This window comes from Natranaerobius trueperi, assembly GCF_002216005.1.
Classification (GTDB): domain Bacteria; phylum Bacillota; class Natranaerobiia; order Natranaerobiales; family Natranaerobiaceae; genus Natranaerobius_A; species Natranaerobius_A trueperi.
On record NZ_NIQC01000013.1, the window covers coordinates 37,630 to 55,395 of the forward strand.

Annotated in this window: 14 protein-coding genes and 3 pseudogenes; 5 read left to right on the forward strand and 12 right to left on the reverse strand. The window is 34.5% G+C overall.

The features are described from left to right. Positions 1-9 precede the first annotated feature (9 nt). The 9 genes and pseudogenes from CDO51_RS14975 to CDO51_RS07120 form a co-directional block, all read right to left on the reverse strand. A pseudogene (locus tag CDO51_RS14975) lies at positions 10-462 on the reverse strand (SNF2-related protein); the annotation flags it as partial. A gap of 7 nt (positions 463-469) precedes the next feature. Further along, the gene (locus CDO51_RS15355) at positions 470-808 is read right to left on the reverse strand and encodes an MBL fold metallo-hydrolase (RefSeq protein ID WP_143824693.1); all 339 of its coding nucleotides are present in this window, start codon (positions 806-808) and stop codon (positions 470-472) included. A 102-nt stretch (positions 809-910) separates the two neighbouring features. Further along, the gene (locus tag CDO51_RS07095) at positions 911-2,221 is read right to left on the reverse strand and encodes a PDZ domain-containing protein (protein WP_089023608.1); all 1,311 of its coding nucleotides are present in this window, start codon (positions 2,219-2,221) and stop codon (positions 911-913) included. A 2-nt stretch (positions 2,222-2,223) separates the two neighbouring features. Beyond that, positions 2,224-3,645: a S41 family peptidase gene (locus CDO51_RS07100; protein WP_089023609.1), complete on the reverse strand. Its 1,422-nt coding sequence runs from the start codon at positions 3,643-3,645 to the stop codon at positions 2,224-2,226. A gap of 118 nt (positions 3,646-3,763) precedes the next feature. Further along, positions 3,764-4,966 (reverse strand): murein hydrolase activator EnvC family protein, encoded by a 1,203-nt coding sequence (locus CDO51_RS07105; protein ID WP_089023610.1) that lies wholly within the window; start codon positions 4,964-4,966, stop codon positions 3,764-3,766. A 34-nt stretch (positions 4,967-5,000) separates the two neighbouring features. Next, a complete protein-coding gene (gene ftsX / locus CDO51_RS07110; RefSeq protein WP_089023611.1) occupies positions 5,001-5,906 on the reverse strand; it encodes a permease-like cell division protein FtsX in 906 nt (301 codons plus the stop codon). Then, on the reverse strand, positions 5,896-6,582 hold the full coding sequence (ftsE, locus tag CDO51_RS07115) for a cell division ATP-binding protein FtsE (protein ID WP_089023612.1): 687 nt from the start codon (positions 6,580-6,582) through the stop codon (positions 5,896-5,898). Before ftsE ends, ftsX begins: the two co-directional genes overlap by 11 nt. 226 nt (positions 6,583-6,808) lie before the next feature. Continuing rightward, positions 6,809-6,874, reverse strand: a pseudogene (locus CDO51_RS15360) (helix-turn-helix domain-containing protein); the annotation flags it as partial. Positions 6,875-7,019: 145 nt separating this feature from the next. Further along, a pseudogene (locus CDO51_RS07120) lies at positions 7,020-7,769 on the reverse strand (IS1595 family transposase); the annotation flags it as partial. Positions 7,770-8,211: 442 nt separating this feature from the next. On the opposite strand from CDO51_RS07120, the gene CDO51_RS07125 reads away from it, so the two are divergent. From CDO51_RS07125 to CDO51_RS07145, 5 genes are read left to right on the forward strand one after another with little or no spacing between them, the layout of a single operon-like run. Continuing rightward, positions 8,212-9,189: an ABC transporter permease gene (locus CDO51_RS07125; protein ID WP_089023613.1), complete on the forward strand. Its 978-nt coding sequence runs from the start codon at positions 8,212-8,214 to the stop codon at positions 9,187-9,189. 22 nt (positions 9,190-9,211) lie between these two features. Continuing rightward, positions 9,212-10,129 (forward strand): ABC transporter permease, encoded by a 918-nt coding sequence (locus CDO51_RS07130; RefSeq protein ID WP_089023614.1) that lies wholly within the window; start codon positions 9,212-9,214, stop codon positions 10,127-10,129. A gap of 2 nt (positions 10,130-10,131) precedes the next feature. After that, positions 10,132-11,169, forward strand: coding sequence for an ABC transporter ATP-binding protein (locus CDO51_RS07135; RefSeq protein ID WP_089023615.1), 1,038 nt, complete (start codon positions 10,132-10,134; stop codon positions 11,167-11,169). Between the two features lies 1 nt (position 11,170). After that, positions 11,171-12,193: an ABC transporter ATP-binding protein gene (locus tag CDO51_RS07140; RefSeq protein ID WP_089023616.1), complete on the forward strand. Its 1,023-nt coding sequence runs from the start codon at positions 11,171-11,173 to the stop codon at positions 12,191-12,193. 44 nt (positions 12,194-12,237) lie between these two features. Then, entirely contained in the window at positions 12,238-13,908 is a 1,671-nt protein-coding gene (locus CDO51_RS07145; protein WP_089023617.1) for an ABC transporter substrate-binding protein, read from the forward strand. A 439-nt stretch (positions 13,909-14,347) separates the two neighbouring features. Here CDO51_RS07145 and CDO51_RS07150 read toward each other — a convergent pair whose 3' ends face one another. The 3 genes from CDO51_RS07150 to CDO51_RS07160 are packed head-to-tail and all read right to left on the reverse strand — an operon-like array spanning position 14,348 to position 17,749. Continuing rightward, positions 14,348-16,288, reverse strand: a complete 1,941-nt coding sequence (locus tag CDO51_RS07150) for a TRAP transporter permease (protein ID WP_205842139.1) — start codon at positions 16,286-16,288, stop codon at positions 14,348-14,350. Beyond that, positions 16,281-16,796, reverse strand: coding sequence for a DUF1850 domain-containing protein (locus CDO51_RS07155; RefSeq protein ID WP_089023618.1), 516 nt, complete (start codon positions 16,794-16,796; stop codon positions 16,281-16,283). Before CDO51_RS07155 ends, CDO51_RS07150 begins: the two co-directional genes overlap by 8 nt. Continuing rightward, positions 16,796-17,749: a TAXI family TRAP transporter solute-binding subunit gene (locus tag CDO51_RS07160; RefSeq protein WP_089023619.1), complete on the reverse strand. Its 954-nt coding sequence runs from the start codon at positions 17,747-17,749 to the stop codon at positions 16,796-16,798. The genes CDO51_RS07155 and CDO51_RS07160 overlap by 1 nt, the downstream gene beginning before the upstream one ends. Positions 17,750-17,766 lie beyond the last annotated feature (17 nt).

Below are 17,766 nucleotides of genomic sequence, written 5' to 3' on the forward strand. Positions count from 1 at the left end.
GCGGGTTATTTGGTTCAATACGGTTAGGTATTGTGTAGAGTCGTCTTCTTCACCTAATAAGATCCGTTCTTTTGGATTATGTTCTTCGAGTGATTCGATTACGCCTTCTTGGATCTGGGAGTATAATTCTTTCTGCTTTTCGGTCATATCTACCCAGTACTCTTGCTCAACGAGCTCTGGCATATCTAATACCTCGTCTTTTCGCTTTCTGAATATGATTGGCGCTATAGTCTCTTTTAATTCAGGGAAATTCGCCTTTTTAATGTCGACCGCGTTGTAGTAGTGGTCTAGTATCAAATAGCGGTTTCGGAATTCGCTCCAGTTCCCGAGAATACCTTCACGGGCAAAGTCCATGATCGTCCAAAGCTCTTCAATGTTATTTTCGAGGGGTGTTCCGCTTAACAGGTATTTACGCCCGGCGTCCTTGCAATGCTTGATAAGGTTCTCCGTTGTTTTAGCCTTCGGGTTTTTAAATTCCTATTTGTCCTTCAGTATGCCCCCTTAAAAAAATTACATCAATTTCAAAACCTAAAAAATCTTGCTTTTTAGTTATTAAGATATGATCAACTTCAGTTTCAATAGCTTTTAAAAACTTGTTTTGAAAATAATCAGGTGGATATGCTCCACCATAGATAGCTAATGGACTTAATATTGGATATTTAATCCCTGCCTCTTCATACGAAGGGGCACATATTTTAACACCTTTTTTTCTTAACCAATAATGCCCACCGCAGTGATCAGCATGAGCATGGGTAGTTAAAACACAAAAGACTTCGACTCCTATTTCTTCTTTTGTTAGACGATATATTTTTCTAGTTTGTGAATCTCTATAATTTTAACTAAAATTCCTGAACTTGTTAAAGATAAATTTCTCTTTAACAAGTTCAGTTAACATAGACAAACATCATAACTACTTTTTACCTAATAATTTTTTAACAAACTTTTCTATGGGATTATTACTTTTTAATGTAACATAGCCTGTATCTCGAACATTTCCTTCTGGAGCTAATACTATCCCTAAATGAGTTTGGTGCTCATATAAAGGTGCTTTTACGAACTTCTGTTCACCAGAAACGGTTTCAATATTTAACCTAACATAAGGTTGACTTAAATATAAATTAGTCATTAACTCTTCTTTAGTTGATACTGAAACATTATTAACAGTCAATATAACATCACCAGATTGTAGTCCCATCTTCTCACCAAGACTTTTTGGCATAATATCTAAAACTTTAACTCCTCTACCTTCTTGTTTGTATAATGGTTCTTTAGAAAATTCACTTGAATTTCCAAGGATAATTAAAGCTTCATGCCCAAATGGTGCAAATAAGGCAGCCGGCCATAAAATTGGCTCATAGAATACAGCTCCTAAAGATAACAGTAATAACACTATACTATATAACGCTAAATTTACAGCAGACTGTTTACTTTTTTCTCTTGGGTTACTCGCAATAGACATATCACCATATCCTAATATTGCAACTAATGGAATTAATGCATAGGTTAACTCACTGTCAACAGCCATCACTGCTCCAATCTCTCCACTAAAGATAGGCCACCAGTCTGGCATAGAAAATAGATTTTCTGTTTGTTCTATTGAAGTTGGTCCAATTAACCCAACAAAGGGTAAGGGCCAAAATTTTTGTAAACTAAATGCACCTACAACATTCCCATCAGGGTGTTTTACATATACAGGTCCCGGACCTATATGCCCACTAATATAGATCATTACACTTTCTGTAAGATGTAGAACTGCAATTAAAGCAATTAAGGATGGGATATTTATCTCTGTTAACCCCTTTAAAAAGCCTACTTCTAAAACATTTGGTTCATAATTTGCTATATTTGATATAACTAAACTTACTACACTTACTACACCACCTGCATATGCAAAACAAAGATATCTAGGATGAAACAGTAATAAAAACAGTAGTAATGGGAAAATATACACGATCCCTATTTGATCTAGGTTTACTCCTAATAAAACTAGAATAAAACTAGCGAAAGCTCCTGCTATTAGCCCTACACCTAATGATATAATGGTCATTTTTTTAGGGCTATTCTTAGATCTTCCCAATAGTTTCTGTTCCATCCTAATAGACCTTTTATACTGACTATAAGTCAGATATAAAAATACCCAGAATACAGGATGTAAAATTGATAATGGCAGTGTTTGTAGTACTAATTGTATAAATGATACTAACCAATCTAAAATTTCCACTGTTAGTCAACCTCTTTCTCTAAAATTTCAATCCCCTTCTCGAGTTTATCATCCTGTTTTTCAAGTAAATCTTCTATCTCTTCGTAAAATTCACGAATAACCATCTCGTTCATCTCACCAGTAACCTCGATGTTGCGACTTTGTTGAAAAGCTTCTAAAGCTACTTTTGTGTTTTCTCCAAAGTATCCTGAAATTTCATCATCAAAATATCCAAGTTCAGTTAATATTTCTTGTAAAGTCTTTACTTTCTCACCCTCATCACCTATGCCAAGATCGGTACTAATAGGTTTTCTAGTTAACTCTATAATAGCTGGTGGATCTACCTTAACATCAGGAGTTAATCCTTTTTCATCTATCTCCCTACCATCAGGGGTTTGATACTTTGCCATGGTATATCTCAATGCTCCACCATGTGCTAATGGTTCAACATTTTGAACAGATGCCTTACCAAAAGTAGTAGAACCAACTAATGTTGCTGTTTCTGTATCTTGTAAAGCTCCAGCTAAAATTTCTGAAGCACTAGCACTCACTTCATTAACAAGTACTACAATTGGAAAATCAGGGTCTTCTCCTTGTGAGTAATCTGTTTCCATCTTACCATCTCTTCCTACTTGATGAACTATAGGTCCTTCTGGAACAATTTGTTCACTTACTTCAATAGCAGCAGTAAGTACTCCTCCGGGGTTGTCACGTAAATCAAGTACTAATCCTTCCATACCACTTTTTTGAAGGTCAGTTAAAGCTTTTTCAAATTCATCTCCAGTAGTTTGTGAAAAGTTAGTGATTTTTAAGTATCCCACACTATCATCTACCATTTCATATTCTACTGAGTCAATTTCAATTTCTTTTCTTTCTATCTCAAATTCTAATGTTTCTTCCATACCAGGACGATCAATCTCTATTTTAACATTAGAGCCTATTGGTCCTCGCATTCTATCAACTGCTTCATCTAAATCTTTACCTACAATCTCTTCCCCGTCAACAGAAATAATCCGATCCCCTGATCTCAGTCCTTCTTTTGCACCAGGTGTCCCTGCAATTGGAGCCACAACAGTTACATAATCATCTTCTTTAAATACTTCTATCCCAATTCCACCATAACTTCCTTCAGTCTGTATCATTAGGTTTTGAAATTCATCCTGTGTTAAATAACCCGTTTGCGGGTCATCTAAGACTTCTAGCATACCTTCTAAAGCACCATCTAAAAGTTCTTCTCGATCAACCTCTTCTAAATAATTATTTTCAATAGTTTGTAAAACTTCTTCTAAAAGTTTGAAATCAGCACTAGCTTCATTTCCAATCTCAAAATCAGGGCTTGATGGATAATATGTATCATTTTCTCCTAATGCATGAGCTCCCATAAAAGTTAGCACATTAGTTACAATTAAAACCAAAAAAACAATCAATATTTTCTTTATTCTCAAATTAATCCCCCACCTTTAAATATAATACTTATTACAATTATAATCAAAAAGCCGGCTGTTTACGCCGACTTTTTATTTTAATCTAATTCTACCATATATTTTTATATTTTGTCATTTCCTATTGTAAATATCCCATAGGATTTTGAGTATTACCATTTTTTCTTACTTCAAAGTGAAGATGCGGCCCAGTACTACTCCCTGTTGAACCTACTATAGCAATAGGTTGTCCTCTTTGTACTTGTTGACCTTCTGAAACATTAATCGAACGTGCATGAGCGTACCAAGTAGTATAGCCATCACCATGATCTATTATCACAAGACGACCATAACCAGATGATAATGAACCTTGAATACCTGCAAAAATAACTGTCCCTGAATCTGCAGCTAAAATGTTAACTGGACTTCCGGTATAGTTACCTGATCCTGGCCATCTAGAACGTGGGATTCCTATATCTACACCACTATGAAATGTTTTTCTTCCAGTAATAGGGTGAATTCTATTACCATATCCAGATGTTATCCATCCACTACCAAATCCATCTACAGGCCACTGTAGTGATGTTGTTATTCCATCACCATCTTGTTGTAGGTCTTGAATTATACTAACTAATTGTTCAGCTTCCTCTTTTTTTGCTTGTAAAAGCTCTTCTTCCTCTTGACGCTTTTCTTGTAATTCAGCGTATAAGCGTTCTTGTTGCTGCTGATTACTTTTAATTTCTTGTTTTTTCTCTTCTGCTTCAGCAAAAAGGATATTTAAATGATCTTTTTGATCTTCTAAATCTTCTTTTTTAGCTTGTATTTTATTTCTTTCTTGTTCAACTTCCTCAATTAATTCTACATCTCTATCTACAATTGATTGCACATATGTAAGACGAGATAAAAAGTCTATAAAACTTTGAGCATCAAATAACACTTCTAGATAACTTACATCACCACTTTGATAGGATGCTTTCATCCTTGTTCCTAAAAACTCTTCTTTTTCTTCTAGTTCTTCTTCAGCTCTTTCTAATTCTTCTGTGGTCTTTTCGATTTTATCTTCTGTTTCATTAATTTCTGAATTTATCCTTACTAACTCTTGTTCTTGTTCGTTTAGTTCATTACTTATTTGTTGTAATCTTTGTAAGGCAGTAGTTTCTCTTTGTTCTAGTTCTTCAATATGTTCTTCTAGGTTGTCCATCTCATTTTCAATCTGTTCTCGTTCCCTTCGAAACTCTTCTATTTGCTCTTCAATATCTGAAGCTTCTGTTGGTCCCGAATTAAATAAAAGCCCCATTACTAATACTAACAAAAAGGTTAAAAAACGTTTTTTATGACTAATCACCTGGGCTCGCCCCCTTTTTATAGACTTATTTATTTTAGACTTTTAAAAACTTACGTAATGATGAGATACTACCAATAGCACCTAAAGTTGTCCCTAGTGCTATTAATGTAATATCCATATTCTCGAAAATAGCTTCTGGTTGTTGTAAATCTAAAAATCCAGTAGTAAAAAATGCTGTATTATCATATAACCACTGCATTAGATTTACATAACCATACCTTAAAAGTAAAACAGGTATAGCTGATCCTAAAAAACCAAGTAATAATCCTTCTAATAAGAAAGGCCACCTTATAAACCAATTAGTAGCTCCAACTAATCTCATTATTTTGATTTCTTCACTTCTAGCATAAACTGTTAGCTTTATAGTGTTTGCAATCAGAAAAGTTGCAGTTAATGCTAGTGCAATCATTAAAATAAATGCTATATATTGAACGACATCTGTTACCTGGAACAATGTTTCTACCACTTCTTCTCCGTAATCGACCATTTCAACTTCACTATATTGTTGTATCTTTTCAGCTACTTGTGGCACAGCTTCAGGTTCTAAAGTACTTACTTCAAACATATTAGGTAAAGGATTTTTTTCAGGATCTTCATAATAACCCTGAACAACTTGTTCACCCATCTGTTCTTTCATTCGGTCAAGTCCTTCATCTTTTGAAACAAACTTCACTTTTTCAACTCCATCAGTTTTTATTAATTCTCTTCTGATGTCATCAACTTCATTATCCTCTAAATCACCTTCTAACCAAACTGCAATCTCAACCTGACTACGCATCTCTTCTGTGATGTGTTCAACATTGTAGTTAATAATCATAAACACACCAAGTATCAGTAAGGTTACTGTTACCACCCCTACTGATGCAAAACTCATCCAACCATTTCTAAATACACTTTTAAACGCTTCTCCTATAAAATAGATCCAGCTTCTAAACTTCATAACCATAACCACTCCTTGCCATATCTCTAACAACTTTACCTTGATCGATTCTTATTACTCTTTTTTGCATCCTATCTACAATTTCTCTATCATGTGTTGCCATAATAACAGTAGTACCTTGCACATTTATTTTCTTAAGAAGATCCATAATCTCATCAGAAGTTTCTGGGTCTAGGTTACCTGTGGGTTCATCAGTTATTAAAATAGAGGGTTGGTTTACTAACGCTCTAGCAATTGCAGCCCTTTGTTTTTCTCCACCAGATAGCTTGTCTATTTCTTGATTCTTTCGATGACTAAGTCCAACCATATCTAAAAGTTTCGGCACTCTCTCTCTAATTTCTTTATTTGAAGCTTCAACAACTCTCATAGCAAAAGCTACATTTTCATACACAGAACGACCAGTGAGTAGATGATAATCTTGAAAAACGATCCCGATACTTCTTCTTAATTTTGGAATATGTCGTTTTTTCATCTCTGTCACATTCCAACCATTTATCATCACCTTACCCGACGAAGGAAGCACTTCTCTATAGAGAAGTTTAATAAAGGTTGATTTACCTGCTCCACTGGGGCCTACTAAAAACACAAATTCACCCTTATCAATTTTCACATTAACCTCTTTTAAAGCTTCGACATTCTTATCGTAAAATTTGTTTACATTAGATAGCTCGATCATAAACTTCCACCCCTATAAGTCAAATTTCAATGAACAGTAAATCATTGATACTAAATCTAACACTTTTTGTCCTCATTTGTCTTAGTACTCGAGATTATAATTCGACAGTCTTTTTCTAAATCCTTTTTTTATCGCTCATTTCCAAAAAAAAGAATTTACTTCCCGTCACTTTTTGGATTAAAAAAACATGCCCCAAGTGATACTACACTTGAGGCATGTTTAAAATTTAATTATTTATGTTTAAAGCTTTCATTCTATAGTAAAGTGTGCTTCTTGGAATATTTAACTCACGAAATCAAAATAGTTTTTTTACTCATCCTAAAACCTCCTTATCGCTTTTCAATAACATAAAAAACCTATTTAAAGGCTGATATTTGCTTGTTACGTCATTTTAAATATTTTCATACTGAACTTACTAAACCCACACATTTCGTATGCTAAGTTAAATAAGTAAGGGCGATTATGTCGTGAATTTTAGCTAACCTAAGTGTATCATATGTTTCCCTGTTTTCTATTAAATTCCCTTTAATAATCAAATCATTCATCGTAATTTCATTTCTTTGATGTTGGATACTTTCCAAGACCTGAAACCAAGCAAGGTAATTGTTTAAATACTTGGTTGCAACACCATTAAATCGTTGTTTCCATCCTTTTAGTCTTCTATGATAATTATTCACGTTTTGGATGTGGTAAAGCCCCTTAGTACGAATTTTACCATCGGACTTGAATTGGTAAATATCCATTCCCTTTTCAGAAGCATATGTTTTAAATGCACGCCAAGCATCCGTGCATAGTATATTTTTATTTGAAAGCCTATGCCCGATGGCTTTGTCCAATTGGTCTTTTGTTAATCTACCCATACCTGATATCTCCGAAAAAGTGGTCTTGTTACGGTCCCTTGCAACCAATACACATACTTGTTCATTGCTTATACCACGTTTCTTTGCAGAACCACCACGCTTGCGTGGCTTTCTTTCTGTCTTTAATTTTTCTTTGTCCTTTTTCTGAGTAAAGGAAATAGGTCTCATCCATTTCAACGATACCCTCGAAATTTGATATATCCATTAGTTTTAACGATGATAATAGTTTGTGTCTCCAATAACTAAGGTGACGTGAGTGATGTTGCCGATTAAGTCAACGGACTTTCTCAGAGAATAACCTTCTATCATACACTCGATATATTCGACAGTTTTTAATTACTGTCAATTTGACACTTATATAACTACCAATTAAAAAATATATAATTTTCTAAAATCATATTGACAAAAATAAACTGTGTGTTTATAATTCTTTAACAAGGAAACGCTTTGCTTCGTTAAAATATAAATAACAAATATTTCACATGGGAGTGTACCTAGGGTTCCGATCTTCAAGATGACTGGTCCAAGGGGTACAAAGCATCTAATTGAAGATGCTACACCGTGAGGATAAAAGCCTCCAGCGGTAGGTTCCATCATGGGCCTACTTACGCTTTGGGGGCTTTTTTATATACTTTTTTATCTACAACAAATAATTTATAGGCTCATAGCCTAAATAATTTTTAAAATATTTAAAAATTAACTGGGGGGTGGTCAATTTATATTCAGTTAAAACATTTTTTTGTAATTACATGAAAAGGTGGTGAATTATATGGGTACACAGCAATTTATAATTAGACGTTTGTTTCAAATGATAATCAGTATGTTTATAGTAGCTACAGTGGTTTTTTTCTTATTTAGACTCCTTCCAGGTAATCCTACAACAGCTATGATAGAGCCTGGTTGGTCAACTGAAGCAAGAGAAATGCTTTTAGAACGATTTGGACTTAATGAACCCCTACACGTTCAGTATTTTAGATATTTAGGTAATTTAACTCAATTAGATTTTGGAATTTCTTTTCATTATTCTAGACCTGTCATTATGGTAATTGGAGATATGATTTGGAACACACTTATTTTAATGATCTCATCTATGATAGTAGCTTATACAATAGGTACTTTAGGTGGGGTACTTCTTGCTTGGTATCGAGGTACTAAGTTTGAGGCCTTTGGAATAACTACTGGTTTAATTTTTAGAGCGCTACCCCCATTCTTTGTTGGGATGCTTTTTATAATGTTATTTAGCTTTAATTTAGGATGGTTCCCCCATTCAGGTATGAGAACCGCAGGTTATGTAGCTGAAGGTTTTATGGACCGTTATATCAATCTTGATTTTTTACGACATCTAATTCTACCAATGACTGTATCTTCACTATACTTCTTAGCTCAACCAATGTTGATAATGAGAAATACTATGATGGAAGTTATGGGAGAAGATTTTGTAGAAATGGCAGAAGCCAAAGGTTTAACAAAAGCTAGGATAATGTATGTTCATGCTGCTAGAAACGCTCTACTACCAGTAGTAACTCAAGGAGCCTTGTTTTTAGGGATGGCAATTGGTGGTCAGGTGTTAATAGAATATGTATTTGGTTGGCCTGGACTTGGTCAAGAAATTGTGCTAGCAGCCCAGCGCCACGACTATCCAGTAGCACAAGCTTCCTTTTTAATGATGGCAGGACTTATTATGATTATGAACTTCATTGCCGATATGTTATACGGTTATCTAGATCCCAGGGTTGTATATAAATAAGCTATAAAGTGAGGTGAATTAAATGGAACCAAAACCTGCTAACCCAAAAGTAAACTCTTTTTCATTTGTTGAAACATTTAAAAACCTTTTTAAATCAACTTACAATGTATTATCTCAAGATAAACTATCTTTTATTGGTATTGGTATGTTATTAATTTTCTTTTTGGTAGCCATATTTGCACCCTATATTGCTACTCATGACCCTAGTGAAATAAATAGAGATGAAAATAATGAGGTTAGAAGAGTTGAACCTCCTTCTAGGGATCATCTATTTGGAACAACCAATTATGGTCGTGATGTATTTAGCCAGCTAATTTTAGGTTCAAGAATAGCTCTTATGGTTGGTATTTTAGCTGCCTTTTTTGTAACCATTATAGGTACACATATAGGCCTTTTTGCTGGTTATTATGGTGGATGGGTAGATACTCTTCTTATGAGATTTGTTGATATTATGTATGCTATACCATTTATACCTTTTGTAATCATATTAGTGGCTCTTTTAGAGCCAAGTATAGGAAATATAATCTTATCAATTTCTTTACTTGTCTGGAGAACTGTTGCAAGAATTATTAGATCCCAAGTTCTAACAGTTGTACAAAGACCTTATGTTAAAGCTGCAAAAGTAGCAGGAGCAAGTAATTTAAGGATCATATACTTGTACGTATTACCTAATGTACTACCACTAATACTTTTAGAAATGTCTTTAATGATGGCTTGGGCTATTTTAGCAGAAGCCAGTGTAAGTTTTATCGGATTTGGTGATCCAAATTCCACCAGCTGGGGACAGATGCTTCAAGAAGCCTTTATATCAGGTGCCGTCCGTGAGGCGTGGTGGTGGATAGTTCCTCCTGGTGTTGCTATTTCCTTAACATTATTAGCTGTATTCTTTTCATCAAGGGCACTTGAAGTAGCGGTTAACCCCCGTTTAAGGAGGCGATAGAAATGTCTTTGTTAGAAGTAAATAACTTAAAAATATATTACCAAACAACTAAAGGAGACTTAAAAGCTGTTGATGATGTTAGTTTTGAGATTCCAGAGGGAAAAAATCTAGGGCTTGTAGGTGAAAGTGGTTGTGGAAAAACTACTGCCGCTAAATCTGTAATGCACCTACTTCCCAAAAATGGAAGAATAGCTGGTGGAGAAATTATCTACAAAGGACAAGATTTATCAAAACTATCACAAGAAGAGATACGAAAATTTAGATGGAATGAAATATCTTTGATTTCTCAAAGTGCTATGAGTGCTCTAAACCCCGTTTACCGAGTTGGTGATCAAATTATAGAAGCTATGAGAGCTCATAAAAATATTTCTAAAAAAGAAGCTAGAGAAAGAGCAGAAGAACTTTTTGATATAGTAGGTCTAGAAAAAAAACGACTAAAGGCTTATCCTCATCAGATGAGTGGAGGTATGAAGCAACGTGCTGTTATAGCTATGGCTCTTTGTTTAGACCCAGGATTAATCATAGCTGACGAGCCTACTACCGCACTTGATGTGGTAGTTCAAGATAGGATCTTAAATAAAATTGTAGAGATCCAAAAAAGTCATAAAAGTTCTATGGTATTTATAACACATGATATCTCTGTAGTTGCAGAAACATGTGAACGTACCTGTGTTATGTATGCAGGTAAGGTAATGGAACTTGGCCCTACAAACAAAATATTCAATGACCCAAGACATCCTTATACTTTAGGACTACAAAATGCTTTTCCAAGTATTCAACTAGATCAAAAGGAACTAATTTCAATTCCAGGTTTTCCACCGGATCTAGTAGATGCACCAAAAGGTTGTAGATTTTTTGAAAGATGTCCTTTTGGTGATGAACAATGTGAATTAGAAGAACCTACTATCAGTCAGGTGGGAGAAGAACATTATGTAGCTTGTCATTATATTGACTCTTACAAAAAATTTAAAGAAGAAAGTAAACTAAAAGAAACATGGGATGCAGTAAAAAGACGCCAAGAAGAAAGAGGGGTGGTATAAGATGACTAAAGCCACTAAAAAACCAATTATTGAGGTTAATAATTTAACAAAATACTACCCTGTTGAAAGTGGTTTTTTATATTCTCTTCTAAAAAAAGAACAGAGATATGTAAAAGCAGTTGATGACATTTCTTTTAACATTCACGAAGGTGAGATTATCGGATTAGCAGGAGAAAGTGGTTCAGGTAAGACAACTACTGGTGAGATTATAACCCAACTTCAAGATCCCACTTCAGGTGAAATAATTTATAAAGGAAAAGAAACATCTGATTTAGCTGGAAAAGAATTAAAAAACTTTCGAAAAGTATGTCAAATGATCTTTCAAGACCCATATGGAACCTTAAACCCAAGGTTTACTATTAAGAGAACAATTGAAGAACCACTATTAATTCATGGCTATAAAGATCCTGAGAAGAGATTACAAAAAATTAAAGAAGCTATTGAAAAAGCTGAGCTCAGACCAGCTGAAAAATATATGTATCGCTATCCTCATGAACTTTCAGGAGGACAAAGACAGCGTGTAGCTATCGCAAGAGGGATTGTATTAGATCCTAAGATAATGGTAGCTGACGAACCTGTATCTATGTTAGATGTTTCAATTAGAGCAGGAGTACTAAACCTATTAAAATCTCTAAGAGATGAAATGGGCCTTTCTATGCTTTATGTATCTCATGACCTTTCAACTATTAAATATATCTGTGATCGCACTATTATCATGTATCTTGGAAGAATAGTTGAGATTGGTCCTACTAAAGATGTAATTGATAAATCTGTACACCCCTATACTAAAGCTCTAATAGCCTCTGTACCAATTCCTGATCCAGAAATTTCTAGAGAAGGTGCAGGGATTGAAGAAGAATTACCTGACCAGATTGATTTACCTTCTGGTTGTAGATTCTCTCCTAGATGTAATAAAGCCACTAATAGATGTAAAAAAGAAGACCCGAAGCTAGTTAAAGTTAGTGAAGGCCACTATGTAGCTTGTCTACTAGCAGATAAAGGTGGTGATAACTCGAGCAATTAAACTTAAGTTAGACTAGATTAAATTATTTGAGGGAGGTCAATATTATGAGAAATTTTAAACAGTTAATAGTTTTAATGACAATTCTCTCCTTATCTGCATTCTTTATCGGATGTGGAGGAGAAAAAGCAACTTCTGATGATCTTGATCCGGATAGATTAGTTCCGGAAATCAGACTAGTTACTTCAACAGCTGATGATAATCCAATCAGAAACGAAGCAGCTCTACTTATTGAAGATTGGTGGGGTGAGCTTGGTTTAGAAGTAGATGTACAGCCACAAGAATTTAATTCACTAGTTAATAGAGTACTATCAGACCCTGATAATAAGGATTTTGAAGCATATATGCTTGGTTGGAGTGGGCGTGTAGAACGTTCTGACCCTGATATGTTCTTATATTCTCTATACCATTCTTCACAAGCTATAGATGGTGGTAATAACTCAAGTGCTTTTAAAAGTGATGAATATGATGAACTCGCATCAGCTCAAAGAAGAGAGATGGATCTAGATAGTAGACAGGAAATTGTTATGGATGCACAAGAACTTTTAGCAAAAGAAGTACCTGACATTACAATGTATTATAGGGATGAGATTCAAGGCTACAATAATGAAAGATGGGGTAACCTTCCTAGTATGGCCGGAGAAGGAATTTTCAATGAACAGTTTCCTTATGAAGCAAAGCCACTTACAGACGACAAAGAATTTGTAATTGCTAACTCTACTAATTTTGATACCTTTAACCCATTTGCTGCTGATACTGTTTATGAATGGAAATTTTTAAGACTGGTTTATGATAAACTTGTTAGATTAGATGAAAATTTTGAGCCACAACCCTGGGCTGCAAAAGAGCTAGAAGTAAAGGAAGATACTGTTGTGGATGTTGTATTAAGAGATGATTTAGAGTTTCATGACGATAACCCGGTTAGACCTGAAGATGTTAAATTTACTTTTGATTACATGATAGAAGAAGGCTTGCCATATTTTGATGCTTTCTTGCGACCCATTAAAGGAATAGAATTATTAGAAGATAACACTATCAGGTTTAACCTAAAAGAACCATATGCTCCTTTCATAACAAACACACTAGGTCAAATTCCAATCTTACCTGAACATATTTGGGCTGACATCATGGAAGAAAAAAATCTTGATCACCCTTCACAATTTACAAACGATGAATATGTAGTTGGAAGTGGACCTTTTGAGTTTGATAACTGGGAAAGAGGAGAATACATTAGATTAGTTAAAAATGAAGATTACTTTAAAGCAGATGAGATTGATGTTGAAGCCATCAGATATGATAAATATGGTCACTCTGAAGGTGTTTTTGGAGCACTAGAAAATAAAACAGCTGACATAAATGAAAATACATTTGATCCAGAATATGTAAGTCGAGCTGAAGATCTAGAGCACTTAAATGTTGTTTATGAACCAGATATTGGATTTGATTATCTCGGTCTAAATAACTCAGCAGAACCATTTAATGACCCTTCGATGAGAAAAGCTGTTGCTCATGCTGTAAACCTTGAAGAAATTGTAGATATTCTATTATATGGATATGGTGATATAGCTGGTCCAGGTCAACCAATCTCAACAGGTAATGAAATGTGGAGAAATGATGATGTTAAAGAGTATCCTTTTGATATTGATAAAGCAAGAGAAATATTAAAAGATGCTGGATATGAATGGGATAGCCAAGGAAGGTTATACTTCCCTGAATAAAATCAAGTAATGACTACTGAGTTAGATTCAATTAATTTTACCAGGTAACCTAGCTACGATATAAAAAGGCCCTATTATGGGCCTTTTTATATGTACTAATACTTATCTTCTTTTATATTATAAGACATATCTTTGAAATCAGCTGCTACACTTGTTATTTTTAGCATAATTGCTAATACTTCTTTTTGTATCTCCTGATTAACTTTCAGTCAAATCACTAATTCCTTCAATTTCATTGTTTATATAGTTTATCTGTACTATATTCCTACACGTGCTGCCTCTAATGAATCATTTAAAACAATTATTCTAGTCTAATTTGGAACTACTTCTATAATCTCATTAGTTTTATCTGCATAAGTTTTAGTTCTCTTAATTGTTTCATTTAATGATTAAAAGGCTCACCCCTCATACAAGGAGTGAGCCTTTTAATCATCACATTTTAAGCACTTTCTGAAGATGTAACTTGTTGATCCTGTTTTTTTCTCATATATTGAATTCCTAGTGCTAATCCAAAACAAACTACTCCTCCGATATCTGAAGTAATTCCAGGCACTAATAATGTTAAAGCTGAGAGTAAAAAAAGAACCTGGTCATAAAATTTAGTATGTGTAATAAGATATTTTTGTACAGCACTTCCTAAACCGATTACTCCTAATACTGCTGTAATAATAGCAATAGTTGCTTGTAAGAAAGTTGTATCAATTAGTAAGATCGTAGGTGAAACAGCAAATACGTATGGAATGATAAATCCTGCTAGACCAAGCTTTAAGGCATTTACCCCTGTCTTAAATGAGTTTCCACCTGCTACTCCAGCACCCGCATAAGCAGCTAAAGCCACAGGAGGTGTTACATCCGCTACCACACCAAAATACAATACAAATAAATGTGCTGCTAAAAGATGAACTTCTAAACCAGTAAGAGCCGGTACCGCCATAGTAGCTAATATAATGTATTTAGCTGTTGTCGGTAGACCCATACCAAGGATGATAGACGCAATCATAGTTAGAAACAATGTTAATAGTAAATATCCACCAGCCAAATTAATAACTAAGTTTGCAAATGTAGTACCTAACCCTGATAAGGTTACTACCCCAACTATAATACCTGCACATGCACATGCAGCTGCTACACCAATAGCCTTTTTAGCACCCTGTTCTAAGGCATATAATATCTTTTTTAGGTCTATTCTAGTATGTTTTCTTAGTAAACTACTGAATATTGCTAATAAAATACTGTAATAAGCTGCTGCTAAAGGTGATCTAATCACTAGTAAGATCACAATACCAACTATTGGGATTATCAAGTGAAAACCATCTTTAATAACTTTTTTAAAGTCTGGGATTTCACTTTTCGAAAGTCCAGTCAAACCTTGTTTACTAGCTTCTAAATGTACCATTGTCAGTACACCTAGATAATACAACATAGCAGGTATTAAAGCTGCTACTATTATTTGCACATAAGCAATCCCAGTAAATTCTGCCATTATAAAAGCTGCAGCACCCATAATTGGTGGTAATATCTGACCACCAGTAGAAGCAGCAGCTTCTACTGCACCTGAAAAGTTAGGGTGATAACCTACTCGTTTCATTAACGGAATTGTAAAGGAACCGGTAGTAACTGTGTTTGCGATAGAACTACCTGAAATTGAGCCCATAAAACCACTTGCAATTATCGCTGCTTTTGCAGGGCCTCCTTTTAGATGTCCGGCTATAGAAAATGCAAAATCAATAAAGAACTGCCCGACACCTGTCACCTCTAAAAAGGCACCAAACAAAATAAATAGAAACACAAAGGTCGCTGATACCCCTAAAGGAACACCAAAGATCCCTTCTGTTGTCATATACATTTGATTAACTATTCGATCTAAATCATAGCCAATATGACCAAGTCGTCCAGGTATAACATGACCGAGTAAAGCATAAGCCAAAAATACTATAGCTATTGTTGGTAACTCAGGTCCAATAGATCTACGAGTCATTTCAAGCACTAAAATGATAGTTACTATCCCCATAATCATATCTAGAGTTGTAGGTTGTGCACCTCTTCTTACTAAATCTTCATAGAAAATTAAAATATAAGAATTTATAATTACACTAAGACCTATAAAGACCCAATCATAAATAGGTATTTTTGCATCTTTTTTATTCTTTTTAGCTGGGTATAAAGAGAACCCAAGCACTAATACAAATAATAGGTGAACAGCACGTTGCTTATGCGCTATCATAATTCCTGTTGCTGCTGTCCAAAGATGAAATAAGGACATAACTACTGCAATTACAAAAACGATTTTACCTAATTTATCAGTTAGATTTCTAGTAGAATCTACTTCTTCAGCCTCACTTTCACTGTTCATATTATTTTCTGTTAAGTTATTACTCACTATTTACCCTCCTTTCTAGAGGAAACCGCCAAATGTAAGTTGGTTTAATTTTAACTTGTTCACCTGGTGCAACATGTTCTGATAAGTTTATTGTTTTTTTTTCATCAGAATCTTTAATTATAATTTTTTGATCAGCGGTTTCCCCATATCTAAAAGTGAGTACTTCAAAGGGTTTATTAATACCCTTTAAGATAAATCTCCCATTTTCAGTTGTAAGTTCTCCCAAATCACCTGATTTAAATTCAAAACCTGCTCCTAAAGACTTATGAACACTTTTAGAGTGTACTAATTTCATTTCTTCTTGATCAAAAGTATAAATATCTTCTACAGGTGTTTTCATAGCAGAATGTGTATACTTTAATAACACCTTATCTAATCTTATTACTTGAACTAATATATCCCCTTGTTGGTCAACTATTTTTAACCCAGGACTTCTACTTATAAGTGAAATTGTAACAATAGCTATTAGAACAAAAGCTAGAATGGGCTTTCTAGTTCTAACAAACATTACTGTTCATCGAAAAATCTTTCAGCCCCTAGGTGAAGTTCTAATGACATACCTTCTAGAGCATCTTCTGCTGTTACTTCATAACCTCTTTCGTGTGCTTCTCCTAGTTCATCTGTGCTAGTAAAGATTCCTTTAGTCATTTCATAAACAATATCTTCAGGTAAATCTTCATGTACAATAATCATAGCCATTACAGCAAGAGCTCTAACATCTTCTTGATCATCACTATAAGTTCCTTCATCAATAGTAACTTCTGCATAATAAGGATAATCCTCTTGTATTTCTTCACTCATCTCCTCTGAAATTGATACTAGGTCTATATTATGAGTAGTAGATAAATCAGTTATAGAAGCTGTTGGGGTACCAGCTGTAACAAATGCTGCATCTAAATGTCCGTCCCTTAAATTGTCAGAAGCTTCAGAAAACGATAAATAATCTGCTTCGATATCATCATAAGTTATACCGTGAGCATTTAAAAGCTGTCTTGCATTAGCTTCTGTACCACTACCAGGTGCACCTACTGCTACCCTCTTACCATCAAGATCCTCTACAGTTTCAATATCTTCACCTGCATCAGCTACAATTTGAATAGTTTCAGGGTATAAAGTCCCCATACCTCTCAATTCTTCCATTGGTTCCTCATCATCAAACATTTCTATTCCTTCATAAGCATAATATGAAATATCATTTTGTACTAGAGCTAAATGAACATCTTCATTCGCAGTTAAGTTTACATTTTCAACTGAAGCTCCTGTTGATTCAGCACTGATATCTACCCCTTCTAGTTCATCATTTAAAATGTTAGACATTGCTGTACCAAGTGGATAATAAACTCCTCCACTACCTCCAGTTGCTATAGCGTACCGTTCACTCTCATCACAACCAGTAACTGCCATAGCTCCGGCTATCACTAGGAATAGTGATAAGACCAGATAAAGTGATGTTCGTTTCATTAAAAGACCTCCTTTAA

What these genes read in the sequence shown, in the direction of transcription:
- CDO51_RS07145 (WP_089023617.1), top strand. Translation starts at nt 12,238, where the DNA reads ATGAGAAATTTTAAACAGTTAATAGTTTTAATGACAATTCTCTCCTTA.
- CDO51_RS07155 (WP_089023618.1), bottom strand. Translation starts at nt 16,796, where the DNA reads ATGTTTGTTAGAACTAGAAAGCCCATTCTAGCTTTTGTTCTAATAGCT.
- CDO51_RS07135 (WP_089023615.1), top strand. Translation starts at nt 10,132, where the DNA reads ATGTCTTTGTTAGAAGTAAATAACTTAAAAATATATTACCAAACAACT.
- ftsE (WP_089023612.1), bottom strand. Translation starts at nt 6,582, where the DNA reads ATGATCGAGCTATCTAATGTAAACAAATTTTACGATAAGAATGTCGAA.
- CDO51_RS07125 (WP_089023613.1), top strand. Translation starts at nt 8,212, where the DNA reads ATGGGTACACAGCAATTTATAATTAGACGTTTGTTTCAAATGATAATC.
- CDO51_RS07160 (WP_089023619.1), bottom strand. Translation starts at nt 17,749, where the DNA reads ATGAAACGAACATCACTTTATCTGGTCTTATCACTATTCCTAGTGATA.
- CDO51_RS07140 (WP_089023616.1), top strand. Translation starts at nt 11,171, where the DNA reads ATGACTAAAGCCACTAAAAAACCAATTATTGAGGTTAATAATTTAACA.
- CDO51_RS07130 (WP_089023614.1), top strand. Translation starts at nt 9,212, where the DNA reads ATGGAACCAAAACCTGCTAACCCAAAAGTAAACTCTTTTTCATTTGTT.
- ftsX (WP_089023611.1), bottom strand. Translation starts at nt 5,906, where the DNA reads ATGAAGTTTAGAAGCTGGATCTATTTTATAGGAGAAGCGTTTAAAAGT.